Origin of the sequence: Psychrobacter glacincola (assembly GCF_904846075.1) — a bacterium.
Taxonomy (GTDB): Bacteria; Pseudomonadota; Gammaproteobacteria; order Pseudomonadales; family Moraxellaceae; genus Psychrobacter; species Psychrobacter glacincola_C.
The window spans coordinates 1,335,388-1,351,136 of the sequence record NZ_CAJGZH010000001.1; the positions used below are offsets into that span (position 1 = coordinate 1,335,388).

The 15,749-nt window shown below is 43.1% G+C and carries 13 protein-coding genes; 3 read left to right on the forward strand and 10 right to left on the reverse strand.

The features are described 5' to 3' along the window. Positions 1-161 precede the first annotated feature (161 nt). The 5 genes from rplI to ppsA all read right to left on the reverse strand — a co-directional run bounded on the left by rplI (position 162) and on the right by ppsA (position 5,139). Entirely contained in the window at positions 162-671 is a 510-nt protein-coding gene (gene rplI / locus JMW85_RS05700; protein WP_045446903.1) for a 50S ribosomal protein L9, read from the reverse strand. Between the two features lie 26 nt (positions 672-697). After that, positions 698-928: a 30S ribosomal protein S18 gene (rpsR, locus tag JMW85_RS05705; protein ID WP_010198808.1), complete on the reverse strand. Its 231-nt coding sequence runs from the start codon at positions 926-928 to the stop codon at positions 698-700. 16 nt (positions 929-944) lie between these two features. Next, positions 945-1,349 (reverse strand): 30S ribosomal protein S6, encoded by a 405-nt coding sequence (gene rpsF, locus JMW85_RS05710; protein ID WP_045446907.1) that lies wholly within the window; start codon positions 1,347-1,349, stop codon positions 945-947. A 280-nt stretch (positions 1,350-1,629) separates the two neighbouring features. Further along, positions 1,630-2,625 (reverse strand): RDD family protein, encoded by a 996-nt coding sequence (locus JMW85_RS05715; RefSeq protein WP_201559771.1) that lies wholly within the window; start codon positions 2,623-2,625, stop codon positions 1,630-1,632. 129 nt (positions 2,626-2,754) lie between these two features. Next, positions 2,755-5,139, reverse strand: coding sequence for a phosphoenolpyruvate synthase (gene ppsA / locus JMW85_RS05720; RefSeq protein WP_201559772.1), 2,385 nt, complete (start codon positions 5,137-5,139; stop codon positions 2,755-2,757). A gap of 594 nt (positions 5,140-5,733) precedes the next feature. Between ppsA and ppsR the strand changes: the two genes are divergently transcribed. The 3 genes from ppsR to sthA all read left to right on the forward strand — a co-directional run bounded on the left by ppsR (position 5,734) and on the right by sthA (position 8,910). Continuing rightward, positions 5,734-6,630 carry a posphoenolpyruvate synthetase regulatory kinase/phosphorylase PpsR gene (gene ppsR / locus JMW85_RS05725; protein WP_045446910.1) on the forward strand — a complete coding sequence of 299 codons (897 nt, stop codon included), beginning with the start codon at positions 5,734-5,736 and terminating at the stop codon, positions 6,628-6,630. Positions 6,631-6,774: 144 nt separating this feature from the next. Further along, complete coding sequence (locus JMW85_RS05730; RefSeq protein WP_201559773.1) at positions 6,775-7,179, forward strand: DUF4377 domain-containing protein; 405 nt, start codon at positions 6,775-6,777, stop codon at positions 7,177-7,179. Between the two features lie 81 nt (positions 7,180-7,260). Then, positions 7,261-8,910 (forward strand): Si-specific NAD(P)(+) transhydrogenase, encoded by a 1,650-nt coding sequence (sthA, locus tag JMW85_RS05735; RefSeq protein ID WP_227681675.1) that lies wholly within the window; start codon positions 7,261-7,263, stop codon positions 8,908-8,910. Between the two features lie 131 nt (positions 8,911-9,041). On the opposite strand, the gene JMW85_RS05740 is transcribed toward sthA, so the two are convergent. From JMW85_RS05740 to JMW85_RS05760, 5 genes are all read right to left on the reverse strand, one after another. Continuing rightward, positions 9,042-10,244 carry an ABC transporter permease gene (locus JMW85_RS05740; protein WP_201559774.1) on the reverse strand — a complete coding sequence of 401 codons (1,203 nt, stop codon included), beginning with the start codon at positions 10,242-10,244 and terminating at the stop codon, positions 9,042-9,044. After that, positions 10,244-11,581, reverse strand: coding sequence for an ABC transporter permease (locus tag JMW85_RS05745; RefSeq protein WP_201559775.1), 1,338 nt, complete (start codon positions 11,579-11,581; stop codon positions 10,244-10,246). The genes JMW85_RS05740 and JMW85_RS05745 overlap by 1 nt, the downstream gene beginning before the upstream one ends. A gap of 3 nt (positions 11,582-11,584) precedes the next feature. Next, entirely contained in the window at positions 11,585-12,769 is a 1,185-nt protein-coding gene (locus JMW85_RS05750; protein WP_087945569.1) for an HlyD family secretion protein, read from the reverse strand. 48 nt (positions 12,770-12,817) lie between these two features. Beyond that, positions 12,818-13,684, reverse strand: coding sequence for a YihY/virulence factor BrkB family protein (locus JMW85_RS05755; RefSeq protein ID WP_201559776.1), 867 nt, complete (start codon positions 13,682-13,684; stop codon positions 12,818-12,820). 210 nt (positions 13,685-13,894) lie between these two features. Continuing rightward, the gene (locus JMW85_RS05760; protein ID WP_201581175.1) at positions 13,895-15,592 is read right to left on the reverse strand and encodes a TolC family protein; all 1,698 of its coding nucleotides are present in this window, start codon (positions 15,590-15,592) and stop codon (positions 13,895-13,897) included. Positions 15,593-15,749: the final 157 nt, after the last annotated feature.

The following is a 15,749-nucleotide window of genomic DNA, read 5'->3' on the forward strand; positions in this document are numbered from 1 at the left end:
AAGTATAGGCTTTCCAAGCTATTTATTACAAATAGTTGCTAGAATATATCACTGTTCAAGATACCTGATAAAATCTTAAATTAAACGCGATAGCAAAACGCAAAAAAGCCAGCAACATGACGTTACTGGCTTTTTTAGACTAGATCTAGATATTCAAAAAATTACTCTTCTGAATAATCTTCGTTCTCGTCTTCAACTTCTGTTGCTGACTCTTCGTTGTCGCCATCTTCAGAAAGAATGGTAACTAGAATAGTAGCGGTAACGTCATGATGTAGCTGAATATCAACATTGTATTCGCCAACTTGACGTAAAGTGCCTTCAGGAAGCTTGATTTCAGCACGGTCTACTTCTAGACCTGAGTTAGTCAATGCTTCAGCAATATCGCGAGTACCGATAGAGCCGAATAGCTTGCCTTCGTCGCCTGATTTAGCACGCATGATGACATTAACGTCAGTTAGCGCATCAGCACGTTCTTGAGCAACAGCTACTTCTTTGGCTTCTTCAGCTTCAAGCTCGGCACGACGTGCTTCGAACTTTTCAATGTTAGCTGCAGTAGCAGGTAGTGCTTTACCCAAAGGGATAAGAAAGTTACGTCCGTAACCTGGTTTCACATCGACAGTTTCACCGAGTTTACCAAGGTTGACGATACGCTGTAACAAAATAATTTGCATGAGTCATTCCTAGTTAAAATTAACGGTTAACCCTGATGGTTATCAGTGTATGGAAGTAGCGATAAATAACGAGCTTGCTTGATAGCAGTAGCTAGTTGACGCTGATATTTAGTAGATGTACCGGTAATGCGGCTTGGTACGATTTTACCATTATCACTGATGTACTGTTTTAGCAATTCAACATCTTTATAATCGATGTGAGTGATGCCTTCAGCAGTGAAACGGCAGAATTTGCGACGGCGATAGAAACGTGCCATGAGTATTCTCCTTTAATTAGTCTTCACTGTTGTCGTTGTCGTCATTATCGTTTTCACGACTGTCTGGACGACGAGTAGTTGCTTTGCGTGCGCGTTTTTCATCGGCATTCTTGGCTAACTGCGACTCTTCAGTGACAGCGTCGTCACGGCGCATAACTAGACTACGAATGATCGCGTCGTTATAACGGAATAATTCTTCAAGTTCAGCTAAAGTTTCACCGTCAGTTTCAATGTTGAAAAGAACGTAATGAGCTTTGTGAATCTTGTTGATTGGATATGCCAATTGACGGCGGCCCCAATCTTCTAAACGATGAATAACACCGTTGTTGTCTTGAACTAACTTGATGTAGCGCTCAACCATGCCGACCACTTGGTCGCTTTGGTCTGGGTGTACAAGTAACACCAGTTCGTAATGTCGCATTATGACTCCTTACGGATTAGTAGCTATTAACCCTATGTTAATAGCAAGGAGATTTATAAGGTAAGCCCGATTTCTAGCTATTATTATAAAAAATAATAAGAAATAAGCTTAGTTTATAAAGCGCCGTATTATAACAGTACTCGGCAACTAACACAAAGGTTAATCACTGAGCCACCGTTAATAAATTATAACAATAATTAAAAATGCTCGGTTCATAAAAAAGCAGCGATATCGCGCTGCTTTTTTATCAAAATAATAAGATGGATTGTTAATAAACAAGCTATTTTATTTTTGGTTCTTTCACTAACTGACTGCTATCTGCTTTTACCACTAAGGTTTTGGCCAACTTGTCATGCCAACCGATATTTTCAGGGCTTTTCGATGCCATGTAATAATGAATAGCAATAATCACGAACCCTAAGAAGCTGGTAAACGAGAACAATAAGTTATAAATAATAAACAATAACAAAGTACGCACACCAATAAGCTTGGTAAAAGAGGGCAGCCGATGAGTGGTTTGATCCACCACGCGAATACCCGTAATCAGCTTACCGAGTGACTGACCACGCAGTGTGATAAATACCAGTTGTAGCGCAAATAAGCCAAATACCATCACTTGCGACATCATCAATGTGCTACTAGGAAGACTCTCCATCAGTGTCATTGAATACTGATAAGCCGCATCCATGTCTTGGATATTTTGGAATTTGGTATAATCCACATCCATTTTTGTCAATGCCATCACTAGCGGAAAAATAGCCAGTAGATAGAGTAATCCATTGATGGCTGTTGCTAATACTCGCGACATAATCGGTGCAAGTACCACATTGCCGACGACTTTGTCTTTGCTAGACGCAGCCTGATTGCTATTAGCCTTGTTTAGTGACACATTATTGTGCGGTGTTTGCTGACGATTGGTGGTCATGTCAGCTTTCACATTTTTATCCGTGTCTTTCGGACGTTCAGGCTTGCCATACAATCTATCTAATGAAACTGATTTGCTATCCGAGCTATTGCTAGCGTTATCTTCAGGAAAAACAGTTACATTATTGATAATAGAGTCATTAACCTGAGGCTTGCCAAGGTTGGTAGGTCGATAAACCGTTTGATTATTGGTCAAGTTACCGACACGCTGCCATTGGTCTAAGCCTTCATGCCACATCAAATCATCCAGCAGTACTTCACCAGATGCCAACATGATATTTAGCTGCTCCAAATTGTAGGGACCAGCTTGTACGTTATTTCGAGCAAGGAAAATCTGCATAATTGCCTGCATAGTTAGTCATATCTTAAGTCACTATATATGATACATAATATTAGGGTCTATTTAATATTTTTCAAATAGACCCTAATCATTGTTTCTTTAATGACTGTGTGAATTATTGCTGTGACTGAACGTTACGGCTTACTTCGCTTCTTCACCAGCTAAGAAGAACCAAGTATCTAGTACAGAATCAGGGTTCAATGACACTGAGCTGATACCTTGCTCCATGAGCCAGAACGCGAGATCTGGATGGTCTGATGGACCCTGACCACAGATGCCGACATATTTGTTTGCTTTACGGCACGCATCAATCGCCATGGTCAATAGTTTCTTAACCGCAGGATCACGCTCATCAAATAGATGTGAGACGATACCTGAGTCACGGTCAAGACCAAGGGTCAACTGAGTCAAGTCGTTAGAGCCGATTGAGAAACCATCGAAATGCTCTAGGAATTCATCTGCCAATAGGGCGTTGGTTGGTAGCTCACACATCATGATAACGCGTAAACCGTTTTCGCCACGTTTTAGACCGTTTTTCTCAAGTAATTCGATGACTTCTTTGGCTTCGCCAACGGTACGAACGAATGGAATCATAATCTCGACGTTGGTCAAGCCCATCTCATCACGTACGCGTTTTAGTGCTTTACACTCAAGCTCAAAGCAGTCACGGAAGTTGTCAGACACATAACGACTGGCACCGCGGAAACCAAGCATTGGGTTTTCTTCTGATGGCTCGTATAATTTACCACCAAGCAAGTTAGCATATTCGTTTGATTTAAAATCTGACATACGAACGATAACTGGCTGATCCATAAAGGCAACGGCTAGCGTTGAGATACCTTCGACCAACTTATCAACATAGAAATCAACCGGTGAGGCATAACCAGCGATACGCTCTTGGATGGCTTGGGCGATTTCGCGTGGTAAGCTGTTCATGTTCAGTAGTGCTTTTGGATGCACACCAATCATACGGTTGATGATGAATTCTAAACGCGCAAGACCAATACCTTCGTTTGGCATTTGCGTGAATGAGAAGGCACGATCTGGATTACCAACGTTCATCATTACTTTGAAGGCAAGCTCTGGCATAGACTCAACAGAGTTGGTCTGTACTTCAAAATCAATTTGGCTTTCATAAATGAAGCCAGTATCACCTTCGGCACAAGAAGCAGTGACGTCTTGACCATCAACCAATAGCTCAGTGGCATTACCACAACCAACGATGGCTGGAACACCTAGCTCACGAGCGATAATCGCTGCGTGACAAGTACGACCACCACGGTTAGTAATGATAGCAGAAGCACGCTTCATGACAGGTTCCCAATCCGGATCCGTCATGTCTGATACCAGTACATCACCTTCTTGTACTTTATCCATCTCATTTAAGTTGCTAACGATACGGACTTTACCTGAACCGATACGCTGACCGATTGAACGACCTTCACACAATACTTTAGCATTAGTCGTGTCGATGATATAACGTTCCATAACATTGCTGTCTTGGCGGCTCTTAACGGTTTCTGGACGCGCCTGAACGATGAAGATTTCGTTGGTATCGCCGTCTTTTGCCCACTCGATATCCATCGCTTGGCCGTAATGCTTTTCGATCGTCACGGCTTGTTTAGCAAGAGAAGTTAGCTCTTCAGTTGATAATGAGAACTGCATACGATCTTGCTTTTCAACATCGACGGTTTTTACTGATTTAGTGGTGCTACCTTCATCACCATAAACCATTTTCTTATGCTTGCTGCCTAGGTTACGGCGAATCACCGATGGTTTGCCATTGGCTAGTAATTGCTTAGAAATATAGAATTCATCTGGGTTAACCGCGCCCTGTACAACCATTTCACCTAGGCCATAGCTTGAGGTGATAAAGACCACTTGATCAAAACCGCTTTCGGTATCTAGCGTGAACATCACACCCGCCGCGCCAGTTTCTGAGCGAACCATACGCTGTACAGCAGCCGATAAGGCAACGCCTTCATGCTCAAAACCTTTGTGTACACGGTAAGAGATGGCACGGTCGTTATAAAGAGATGCAAATACTTCTTTAATCGCAATCAGAACGTTATCAATACCGCGAATGTTCAAGAAAGTCTCTTGCTGACCCGCAAATGATGCATCTGGCAAATCTTCGGCAGTCGCAGAAGAACGTACAGCAACCGCGATGTCTTCGCCGCCGCTCATCGTTTCAAACGATTGACGTACTTCTTGCTCAAGATCACTTGGCAGCTCTTGCTCAATAATCCAAGTACGAATCTTTTTACCCGTTTCTGCAAGTTTTTTGACATCGTCAACATCTAGCGTTTTTAGTTCGTTGTTGATTTTGTCAAGCAGGCCAGTTTCATTCAAAAAGCGGTTAAATGCATTTGACGTGGTGGCAAAGCCGCCTGGAACACTAACACCCAAATCAGACAAATGGCTGATCATTTCACCTAATGAGGCGTTCTTGCCGCCGACCATTTCAATGTCGTCTTTTCCTAGCTGATCAAGATTGATTACAAGTGCTGTAGATTGCGCTGCCATGATAACTCCAGAAAATAAGGTTATTTAGTAAAGATTATAACGGTGAATTATACCGCTATATTTGGAGAATTTCGAGGGGTTGAACCAATATTTTTGTCAAAAAGATACAAATTGTGGGCTTTGCTACATAATTAGTAGAAGATTATTCATTTTTCTATTTTTGAGATGATGTAAAAATGCGAGTCAAGACCACTCTAATTATCAAGATATATCTATAAATCGGCTGATAAATAGAGGATTTAAAATAAATAAGAGAAGAGTATTAGGATGTTCTTATAGTATTTGCCTTTATATATAGCAGGTAATGCTGCGCTAGTATGAATAACCAGTCAGCACAATAATGGTTATTAATCGGCATGATAAGATTAAGGGCACTGTGGCTTTCTAAGTGTACGCCTGTAACATTGATTTCTATTAGGTCGCTATTATGCGTATAATGTAGAGCATAAATAGTAGCGGTTTATCCTGATATAAATGTGTAATATTAGCGCTTATACAAAACGAAAATTACGTCTGAAAATCAAGTCTAAAGCCGATCAAAAATAAAAGCCAAATGAAAATTACCATTGTGTTTTCAATCGAGGTGCCAACGTTATGTACTCAAGTAATCCAGCTGAACAACTGAATCCCACTATTCAAAATCGCAACGCGTTAAACTTAGACAGCTCTCAAGCCGTTCGAACCGCGTTTTTTATCTCAGATGGCACAGCGATTACGGCGGAGACGCTTGGCCGCGCTATCTTGAGTCAGTTTGCTTCAGTACCTTTTGAAACACGAGTGTTGCCATATGTCGATAGCTTAGAGCGTGCAGAAGACGCCGTTGAGCAAATCAACATGGCGTATCAACGAGATGGTCTGTTGCCATTAGTCTTTGATACGATTGTTAACCCTGATATTCGTGAAAAGATCAATTCTGCCCAAAGCTGTAACTTGGATATGTATGAGGGTTTGATAGGTCGCGTCGCTGAAGAAACGGGTGTGGAGCCTGACGGACATTCGGGTCATGCACACGACGATGTGGATTCTGAGACTTATAAAGAACGTATCGATGCGGTGCATTTCGCTTTAGACAATGATGATGGTGCGCGTACGCGTCATTACGATGCGGCCGATATTATTTTGGTGGGCGTATCGCGTTCAGGCAAAACACCGACTTCTTTATACTTAGCCTTACAGTTCGGTATTCGAGCAGCAAATTATCCTTTGACCGAAGATGACTTGTACGATAATCAATTACCAAAAGCATTGCGCGAGCACAAAGACAAGCTGTTCGGTCTATTGATCGATACCGATCGCTTGGTGAAAATCCGTCAAGAGCGCCGTGCGGGCAGTCGTTATTCAAGCTATCAGCAATGTCAGCAGGAGCAGCGGGCAATACAAGGGATTTATATCACGCATGGTATTCCAAGCCTTGATGTCTCTGAGATGTCCGTTGAAGAAATCGCTACGCGCATCCTGCAGATGACGGGTCTCAAACGCCGTATCGGCTAATAAAATATAAGCTATCAATGAATGGCTTGAATCAATCAATCAATTAATTATTTAGCAATAACGATTGCTCAAAAAAGAACCATTATTTAAAGCATCACTATTAATAATCATTTAATACCATCTCATTATCACATAGAGAATACTATGAGTTCATCTTATAAGTCTAGCAAGACCCCTTTATTATTGGCCAGCTTGCTGAGTGCGGTAAGTTTACTGAGTGCTTGCCAAACGTCACCTTTTTCACGTGAGCCAGTGCCTGAGCCACGTTATATCCCAACCATCGTATTGGGTGAAGCGCAAATGCTAACAATTATGCCCAATCGTGTGGCCTGCGCCTCGGCATTACCGATGCAGTGTTTACTGGCCAAATCAAGCAAAGATGGCAGCGTGTTTCAGGTACCTTATGATTGGATTGATGACTTTAAACCAAGCCTTGGCACAGAATATGTGATTAGTGCGCGTCCGCAGATTGACGAGGGACAGAAAAGCGCGACTGGGCATTGGACACTGCAAAATATTGTGTCACAACGTATGGTGGGCACGCCTTAGTCGTGTGATTTTGACTCAAGCACCTATTGATTCACACACAGTCTAAAAATTAAATAAATAAGTAAATGTAAAGAGGACACGATGGGAACTAAAAAACCAAGCGACGCGACCAATGATATTGGTAAAGACATTCATACCGAAGTCTCGAATAAAGAAAGCGGTCGCGTGCCGAATCCTGAACATACTGAAGGCAAAAATAAAAAACAAAATATTGAACAAACCCATGAGCAGGTCACTGATGATGTCATGCACCATCCTGATCTTATTAATCCGCTCGATGATACGCGAATCGATATCAAGTCTGGTTATACAAAAGATTCACGTCGCTTAAAAGGCGATAACCACGAGTATGAGTATGATGCGGTCGTTTTAGGAGCAGGTCCTGCTGGCGAAGCGGCGGCTATGAAATTGACTAAATCTGGCAAAAAAGTGGTGGTCATTGATCCACGTGATCAGGTAGGTGGTAACTCTACCCATGTGGGTACGATTCCAAGTAAAGCACTGCGCCAATCGGTATTTAACCTCATTAACTTTCGCCGTGATCCTATGTTTACCAAGGCGATGGAGTACAAGCAAGTTCCTCTAAATAGAGTGCTTGCCAATGCCCGAAAAGTCATTCGCAATCAGGTTAGTACGCACACCCGATTCTATGAACGCAATCGCATTGAAGTGATTCAAGGTTGGGCAAGTTTCATTGATGCTCATACTTTGCGTGTTGAAACCGATGACAATGTCTTTGAAACCATTACCTTTAATAAAGCCATCGTAACGGTTGGTAGTCGTCCTTATCGCCCTGAAATTTTAGACTTTAACCATCCGCGCGTTTTTGATTCTGATAAAATTTTGCAAATGGATTATGTGGTCAAAAAAATTATCATCTATGGTGCGGGCGTGATTGGTTGTGAATATGCCTCTATCTTTTCGGGTCTTGGTTATAAGGTTGATTTGATTAATAACCAAAATCAATTGCTCAGTTATCTCGATAGCGAGATTAGCGATGCTATCGCGCATGACTTTAGACAATTTGGCGTATTGATTCGTAGTAATGAAGAGATTGATCATCTTGAAACGCATGACGATTATGTCGTCTTGCATCTAAAGAGTGGTAAGCGCATCAAATCTGATGCCATTCTTTGGTCAAATGGTCGCTCAGGTAATACGGAAGGTTTAAACTTAGAAGCGATTGGTCTAAAAGCAAACAGCCGTGGTCAATTAAAAGTTGATGATACCTATTGTACTGAAATCGAAAATATCTATGCGGCAGGCGATGTGATTGGTTGGCCATCTTTGGCTTCTGCCGCTTATGACCAAGGACGCTGTGCGGCGGCCTTTATGGTCGGTGATAGCGATGCGGAACCAGTGTCAAGCGTGCCAACTGGTATCTATACGATTCCTGAAATTTCTTGTATTGGTAAAACTGAGCAAGAGCTAACCGACGAAAAAGTCCCATACGAAGTGGGTCAAGCATTCTTCAAGCATTTGGCACGTGCACAAATCATTGGTGAACGCTCAGGCGTACTAAAGATTTTGTTCCATCGTGATACGTTGGAGATTTTAGGCATCCATTGCTACGGTAACCATGCATCAGAGATTATCCATATTGGACAAGCCGTGATGAAGTGTAAGAGTAATAATACACTTGAGTACTTTGTGAATACTACTTTTAACTATCCAACGATGGCAGAAGCCTATCGTGTGGCGGCACTAAATGGTCTTAATCGTGTTTTTTAAGTGATAGAATCTTAAAACGTTATAAATAAAAAAGCGTCTGCTATGTTAGCAGGCGCTTTTTTTTTGATTCAGGATTATTGATTTGGCTTTTATTGATGGTAGGCGCTAATGACATGCAATCGTCTTTTGCTTTAGGACACTGTTTTAAGTGCTTTATTCGCGTTATGCCAGCGCACCCACATAAGTAGCGCAAAGTAAAATACCCATAAGGCGGCTAGTGCATAAAATCCAGTAGAAACTTGGGAAATACTAGCCCCCATTTGATTAAGCTGGACGGAGGTATTGATACCCGGTGTCGTGGGTACGAACCAACGTATGATTTGTAAAACTGTGGGCAGCTGATCTGCTGGCCACGGATAACCACTGACAAAAAACATCGGTAGTGAGCTAAAAATTAGGATTTGCATACTACGTTCGCGCTGGCGAAACCAGAGTCCAAGCACGCAACCAAGTGTCGCCACGGTTGGGCAAAATAACAGAAGGAACAGTAAACTGCCAAGCATGTTTTGCCCGCGCGGATAGTGGTGTAGCTCAAATGTCCAACCATAATAAAAGCAGCCAATAATGAAGCTAAACATACTGAGCGCAGCAATTCGCCCAAGCCAACCACGGATACTCGTCGCATGTCGCCGCTGCTCATACCACGTACCAATCAGCATCGCTGTGGCGATTAATAAGGTTTGTTGCAAAATTAGAATAGAGACCGCTGGCACCACGTAAGCGCCATAACCTTCTGTTTGATTGTATAGAGGGATAATTACTAATGGTACCGCTTGAGTATTAGCAGCCGCTGTTGCTGAATAAGCACCTTGTGCCACATTTTTTTTGACTTCAATCCCTGCTGATACCGTACTGACTGCTTTTAAAAACCCCATTTGTACATTTTTATTTAACAGAAAGTAGCCGCCATTACCCAATACGCTGACGCTCGCTGCTTTTCCCGATAGTACTTGCTGCTCAAGCCCACTTGGAATGACCATGTACCCAGCGATTTCATCTGACCATATGGCCTCTTTAGCCTGCTGCTCGTTGAGAAAAAGCTGAGTGTCTAACTGCGGACTGGCACTCGCATAGCGAACGATGGTTCGTGATAGATTACTATTGTCGTTATCAATGATACCAACAGGTACATGGTTGACCACTTCTGTCGAATACGGCCAAGGATAAAAGAAGCCATAAATAATAGGGGCAATCAGTAAGAGTAATAGCACACCTTTATCAGAAAAGATGTCCTTAATGGTCTGTAAAAAACTACCTAAGAAACTTGGTGTTGAAGACTGCTTGGTTGAATCTGACGTTGTCGAAGATAAATGGTCTTTTGGTGGTAATGACATTAGCGCGCCCCCCAACGTTCAGGATGCGCCAGCGCGCGTTTGGTTAATAAAGTAGTCAAGCTCATCGCAATCGTCGTGGCAATAGCCAGACCATAGACGATCGGCAATGACACAGCAACAGGCGCTTGCATCTGTAATTGTGCAATATGCAGTTTTAGATAGTGAGTGAGTGGCAGTGCATCTGACCAATGCCGAGCACTGTCACTGATAGCAATATAAGGAAAGGTCACACCAGCAAAGGCATAAGAAGGTGCTGAAATAAAACCAGTAGCAGACAAGCCCATGCGTAATGAGAATGAGCCTAAGGTAAAGATAGCACCCAGCCAAAACGATAGCATTATTAATAATATCAAACCAGCATAAGTTGCAAGCACTGAGCTCATGGCAACGGATTCTTGCGGCGTGGCAAGCCATAGAGCCAACATCGCCCAAATGCTAAAGGCCAATGTAGGCCAAAAGTATTTGCCTAACAGACCAAACAATAATACTAAAACGTTTGCACTTTCCGTCATATCTTCATTCGCATGACTAGAGACAGAGATTTGATCATTTTTGCTCATGTTATGGTTGTTTTCTACGGCATTTAATATTTGCCCTGATGTTGACTCGTTTTGTGTGATTCGTGTCAAATTAGGATGACCTGTACTGATAAAGCGATACCAGTGGCCGAGTCGTTTATCCCGCAGCTCACGACCAATCGTCGTTGCACCGATCACCATCGCTAAAATATGCAGCAGCGCGGGTATGACCGTTGAAGCCAAAAACTGCTGATAATCGGTGGCTGCATTAAACAGGCTGATACGCTGTATGCCAATCGGTGAGTAAGCAATCGCAGCTTGCGACGGTGCCATGCCTTGTTTGACCAAGCGTTGTATCTCAACGCCTGCCGATAACGTCCCAGCGACCGCTTGAACGCTGGTTTGGATAATGCCCGAATGTGTACCGTACTGAGCATTTACTTGTAAAATTAATGGAGCAGGCTCAGCAGATAAAATATGCCGAGAAAAATCTTCAGGGATAATGACAATAGCGTAAATATCACGCTGCAAAATAGCCGCTTTTGCCTCAGCCTCTGAGTAATAAAGTTGTCTAACCGTTAGAGTAGGGCTGGCTTCCAAATAGCGTACCGCGGTATTGGCAATCGGGCTATTGTCTTGGTCTATCACCCCAATGGGCAAATCCGTAATCTGTGTTTGTGAAAATATCCACCAAATCAGTAGGACGGTTGCCAGTGGTATCCAGACTACCATACTAAAGTCCCACGGATTTTTGGTCAAAAACCGTCGCTCATAGGCAGCACTACGTAAAAAAGCCTTACTTAACTTCATCAGGTGCATGGCTTACTCTTGGCTTGCATTAGTAAGTGCTGGATTGACGCGTACAATAACGCTCATACCTGAGCGAATACGTGCATCGGGAGTCGTCGGACGTGCCTTTACTTCAAAGGTACGTACATCGAATCCATCATCATTATTGGTCGGGCGCCAAGTGGCAAAGTCAGACAATGTTGACGTAGCATAAACGGTGAACTGTTTGGTATAAGGCTTATTTGCTGATGACAGCGCAGGAATCGTACCAGTAAATTTCTGACCAATCGCAAACTGGTTTAAGTAGGATTCGGTGACATTAAGTACGACCCACTGCTCATCGGTATTGACCAACGTCAAGATAGGCACGCCTTGTCCGATGACTTCACCCGCGCTGACAATGACATTGTCCACAATACCTGCAATAGGGCTTTTTAAGTTGGCTTCTTCTTTTGCCACCAGTGCTTCTTCTAGTTGGGCATCGACTTGTGCTACTTGTGCTGTCGCCGCTGATTTATCTTCACTGCGTGCGCCTTCTTTAGCCAAGTCGTATTGTAAGCGTGCCGCTTCAGTTTGATCTTGAGTAGCCAGATATTGCGCATACGCCTCATCGCGTTTTTGCCGTGCCATAAGGCCTTCTTCATACAGGCGGTTGACACGCTGGTAAGTGTTCTCTGCCAAATCAGAAGCAGCTTTGTTGGCTTGCCATGCCGCTTTTGCTTGAGCGATCTCTTGTGGACGGGCGCCATTTTCGGCTTTATCTAACTGACTTTGTGCCATTTGCTTGCCAGCCAGCGCTTGATTGATCTTTGCGTTAATCTCAGGCGAGTCCATTTCAATCAGCTGTTGCCCGACCGTCACCGCATCACCTTCTGTGACCAGAATTTTGGCAATACGTCCCGGCACTTTTGCCGCGATGGAGGTTTGCTGCATCTGCATCTGCCCTTGCAAAGTCACGACTTCAGGCTCGCTATGCTGATTGCTTTTATATAGACCATAGGCAATAACACCTAATACAATCAGAACCAATAGCGCCAGAAGTGCCTTTTTTATCATGGCAGATTTATCCGCTTTTTCTGCATGGCGCTTATAAGTAGGCACTGCTTGCTCATTTTCAGCATCAGTTGCTTGATCGTTATGGTTATTGACTGAGTCAGTAGATTGCTCTGAGTCGTTTAACTTGCGCGAGTCGTCTGATTCGTTGGTAGATTCAGTCATGACAGTGAGATTCCTAAAGCAGCAAAATTGAGGATAAAGGGTATGTTATTAGTACATTCGTACAGCATAAGGTTTGGCGCTTTCTAAGGCTTCAGAATTAAAAATCGCACCAAAGGCAACGATAAATGCTGAATAATAAAGCCAGAGCATAATGACCACGGCAGCTGAAAGCGCGCCAAACTCAGCGCTATAGTTATTAAAGTTTTGCACATAAATCGAAAATAGCACAGACAATACAATCCAAAGAATGGTCGCCAGAGCTGCTCCTGGCACCAGTTTTTTTAGCGCGACGGCGTCACGGTTTGGGGCTAGGCGATAGAGGCTTAAAAAGCTCAAAAATATGATACCAGCCAATATAGGCCACCTGCTCCAAAGCGCAATCGTTTTAGCTATTTGCGGGAAGGGGAAATAGGCTGCCCCTACAGGAATAATAGCAATAGAAGAGACCGCTATAATCAAGATTACTACCGCGCCAAAGGTTAAGCTGACTGCTAAAATATTACCTTGTATGAAGTTACGCTCTTGAGTGATATGAAAGGCAAGATTGATAAGAATAATTAAAGATTTAACACCTTTAGAGCCAGCATATAGGGCGAGTAAGGTCGATAAGACAAGACTGAACGTGAGTGCGGATGTGGTATTAGAGACCAATGCGCTTAGGCGTGAATTGAGGACTTCATACACCGTATCAGGTATAAACGGATGCAAAATCGAGATTTGCTCTTGCATCTCAGCTGGTGAAAACGCGAGACCATAAAGCAGCACAAACACCGCCATTAATGGAAAAATTGATAAAAAACCAAAAAATCCCACGCTCGCGCAGTGTGCCCAAACATTAGAGTTGTTCGCAATACGCCACGTCTTTAATGAAGGCTGCAGCCAGTTATTTATTAATTTAGAAGTCGGGTTTTTCATAAAACAGTATTCGCAATAGAGTTAGCAATAGTATGGTTAATGGCAGCTTCATGATAATTAGTATGGTCAGGCTACTATAATAGTATTGCGGCGTTAACCTCGCTTGAGGTATCAAATATACCTCTTCGCTCAGCTGCCTTGTCATACTTTCAAATCGAATCAACTATATAAACGATTATCCACACTATCTATATTTTTCAAATTAAATCATTACTCAGTATACAAAGTCGGTAATCGAATATCAGCAGCATTAAGATAGGCGTTAAAGGCAAGAGGCGTACCACAGCTTTGCATGAGTGCGGCCAGCGATTGTACATAGCTGTTCGCCGCTTGCGCTTGTTCAGTACGTGCTTTAAGCGACTGCGTTTGTGCTTGGACTACCTCAATCGGTGTATTTACACCTTCTTGTAGCCCCAACTGGCGCAAACGCAATACTTCTGCGGCCAGATCTACATTGCTTTGTAATGCCTGATAACGAGATTGGGCATTATTAACATCGTGCCAGTTTTTTTCGACCAGTAATAATAAATTGTCACTGACTTCGATTTCAGACAGATCCGCTTGGCGTATTTTGGCATTACTCGATGCGAGTGACGCATTTTTATCAAGACCACCCCACAGCTTCCAGCTGGCTGATATACCGGCTACCCAACTGGGGTCTTTTTCAATTTTTCCGTAGCCATAGAGCATGACGGTAGGCTTGTGACCAGTATCTGATAGCGCATGTAGCTGCTCAGCTTGTGCGCGTTTGGCGGCGACTTTTTGTAGACCTGGGTGATTGGTGAGTGATAAATTCTGAAAATAGTTTACATCGGGTAAAGGACGGCTAGAAACGAATAACGGTGTCGTGGGTTTGATACGATAGTCGGTACGCAATAGCCGCTGTAAAGCCATCATCGCAAGACGAGCATCGTTATTGGCATTGACGGACTCACTTTTTGCATCGGCAAGCGCAGATTGTGCTTCTAAGCGATCAACACGTGAGATAAAACCTTCTTCAAAAAGCCGCTGCGCCATATGGTCAGTCTGCTGCAAGGTATCATAAGCATCTTCACGTAAATAAGCGGCAATGATGGCCAGCTGTGCTTTAAAGTAACGCTCAATCAGGGTGTTATAAAGCTCGTTTTTATCCAATAGACTGTCTGCGACGGCTTCTTGGGTACGGGCATTGGAAGCACCTGTCAAAGCGTTGGTACGTCCAGCAGTATAGATGGGCCAAACCACGCCCAGACCTGCACCAGCCGTTGAGCCTGAGCGCTTTAACTCATAAGAATCTGGGATACGCTCACCGACCAATTCACCAAAATTTGGCAAATCTGGTAACGGTGGAATAGGCGGAATCACATTATCGATACCATTGTTAACGTCATTAACAATACCGTTTTTCAATGATGATAAGTCAAGATCCGCGTCTAAGTTGTAAGCGTTGGCTGATAATTGGGCAAACACCAATGGATTGTCCAAGGTTTTAAGCGCATCCGTTTGGTATTCACTAGCAGCAATCGCCGCTTGATTCGCGGCCAGTTTCGGTGACACTTGCAATAAAATATTTTGAGCTTGCTCAAGGCTTAACAGGCTAGATACTGCTAATGGATAACTATTATCAATACTTTTATGGGTAATGGGATCGATAAGCGTTGTTAAGCCAGTTTTTTGCTCGGCTTGACCCATGTCTGTATCTGTCGTTGACCTTCTATTTTGAATCTCATTTTTTTGAGTACTGTTTTGAACGCTGCTTTGAGTACTTTTTTGAGTGTCAGCGTCGATAATTTGCGTCACTGCAACGGCTGTGACCTCATTCGGTGACTCGATATTATGATCAGTAGCGCTTGCAAAAGTAGGCGCCGCTAAACCCATGAACGTAATCGTCATCACCGCAGTAGACAGAGTCGATAAAGCAAATTTCATAAGTCACATAAGCCATTAATTAGAATGCAAAGTATTTTAGAGTCAGGCAAAAAAGTATCAAAAATATCAACTGTTATGGTCAAACCCTGTCCAAACAGTTCAATATGGGCAACCATTAACAGAAGCCAATATTTTGTTATGGGTAACAAGCGCTACA

What these genes read in the sequence shown, in the direction of transcription:
- rplI (WP_045446903.1), bottom strand. Translation starts at nt 671, where the DNA reads ATGCAAATTATTTTGTTACAGCGTATCGTCAACCTTGGTAAACTCGGT.
- rpsR (WP_010198808.1), bottom strand. Translation starts at nt 928, where the DNA reads ATGGCACGTTTCTATCGCCGTCGCAAATTCTGCCGTTTCACTGCTGAA.
- rpsF (WP_045446907.1), bottom strand. Translation starts at nt 1,349, where the DNA reads ATGCGACATTACGAACTGGTGTTACTTGTACACCCAGACCAAAGCGAC.
- JMW85_RS05715 (WP_201559771.1), bottom strand. Translation starts at nt 2,625, where the DNA reads ATGCAGGCAATTATGCAGATTTTCCTTGCTCGAAATAACGTACAAGCT.
- ppsA (WP_201559772.1), bottom strand. Translation starts at nt 5,139, where the DNA reads ATGGCAGCGCAATCTACAGCACTTGTAATCAATCTTGATCAGCTAGGA.
- ppsR (WP_045446910.1), top strand. Translation starts at nt 5,734, where the DNA reads ATGTACTCAAGTAATCCAGCTGAACAACTGAATCCCACTATTCAAAAT.
- JMW85_RS05730 (WP_201559773.1), top strand. Translation starts at nt 6,775, where the DNA reads ATGAGTTCATCTTATAAGTCTAGCAAGACCCCTTTATTATTGGCCAGC.
- sthA (WP_227681675.1), top strand. Translation starts at nt 7,261, where the DNA reads ATGGGAACTAAAAAACCAAGCGACGCGACCAATGATATTGGTAAAGAC.
- JMW85_RS05740 (WP_201559774.1), bottom strand. Translation starts at nt 10,244, where the DNA reads ATGTCATTACCACCAAAAGACCATTTATCTTCGACAACGTCAGATTCA.
- JMW85_RS05745 (WP_201559775.1), bottom strand. Translation starts at nt 11,581, where the DNA reads ATGCACCTGATGAAGTTAAGTAAGGCTTTTTTACGTAGTGCTGCCTAT.
- JMW85_RS05750 (WP_087945569.1), bottom strand. Translation starts at nt 12,769, where the DNA reads ATGACTGAATCTACCAACGAATCAGACGACTCGCGCAAGTTAAACGAC.
- JMW85_RS05755 (WP_201559776.1), bottom strand. Translation starts at nt 13,684, where the DNA reads ATGAAAAACCCGACTTCTAAATTAATAAATAACTGGCTGCAGCCTTCA.
- JMW85_RS05760 (WP_201581175.1), bottom strand. Translation starts at nt 15,592, where the DNA reads ATGAAATTTGCTTTATCGACTCTGTCTACTGCGGTGATGACGATTACG.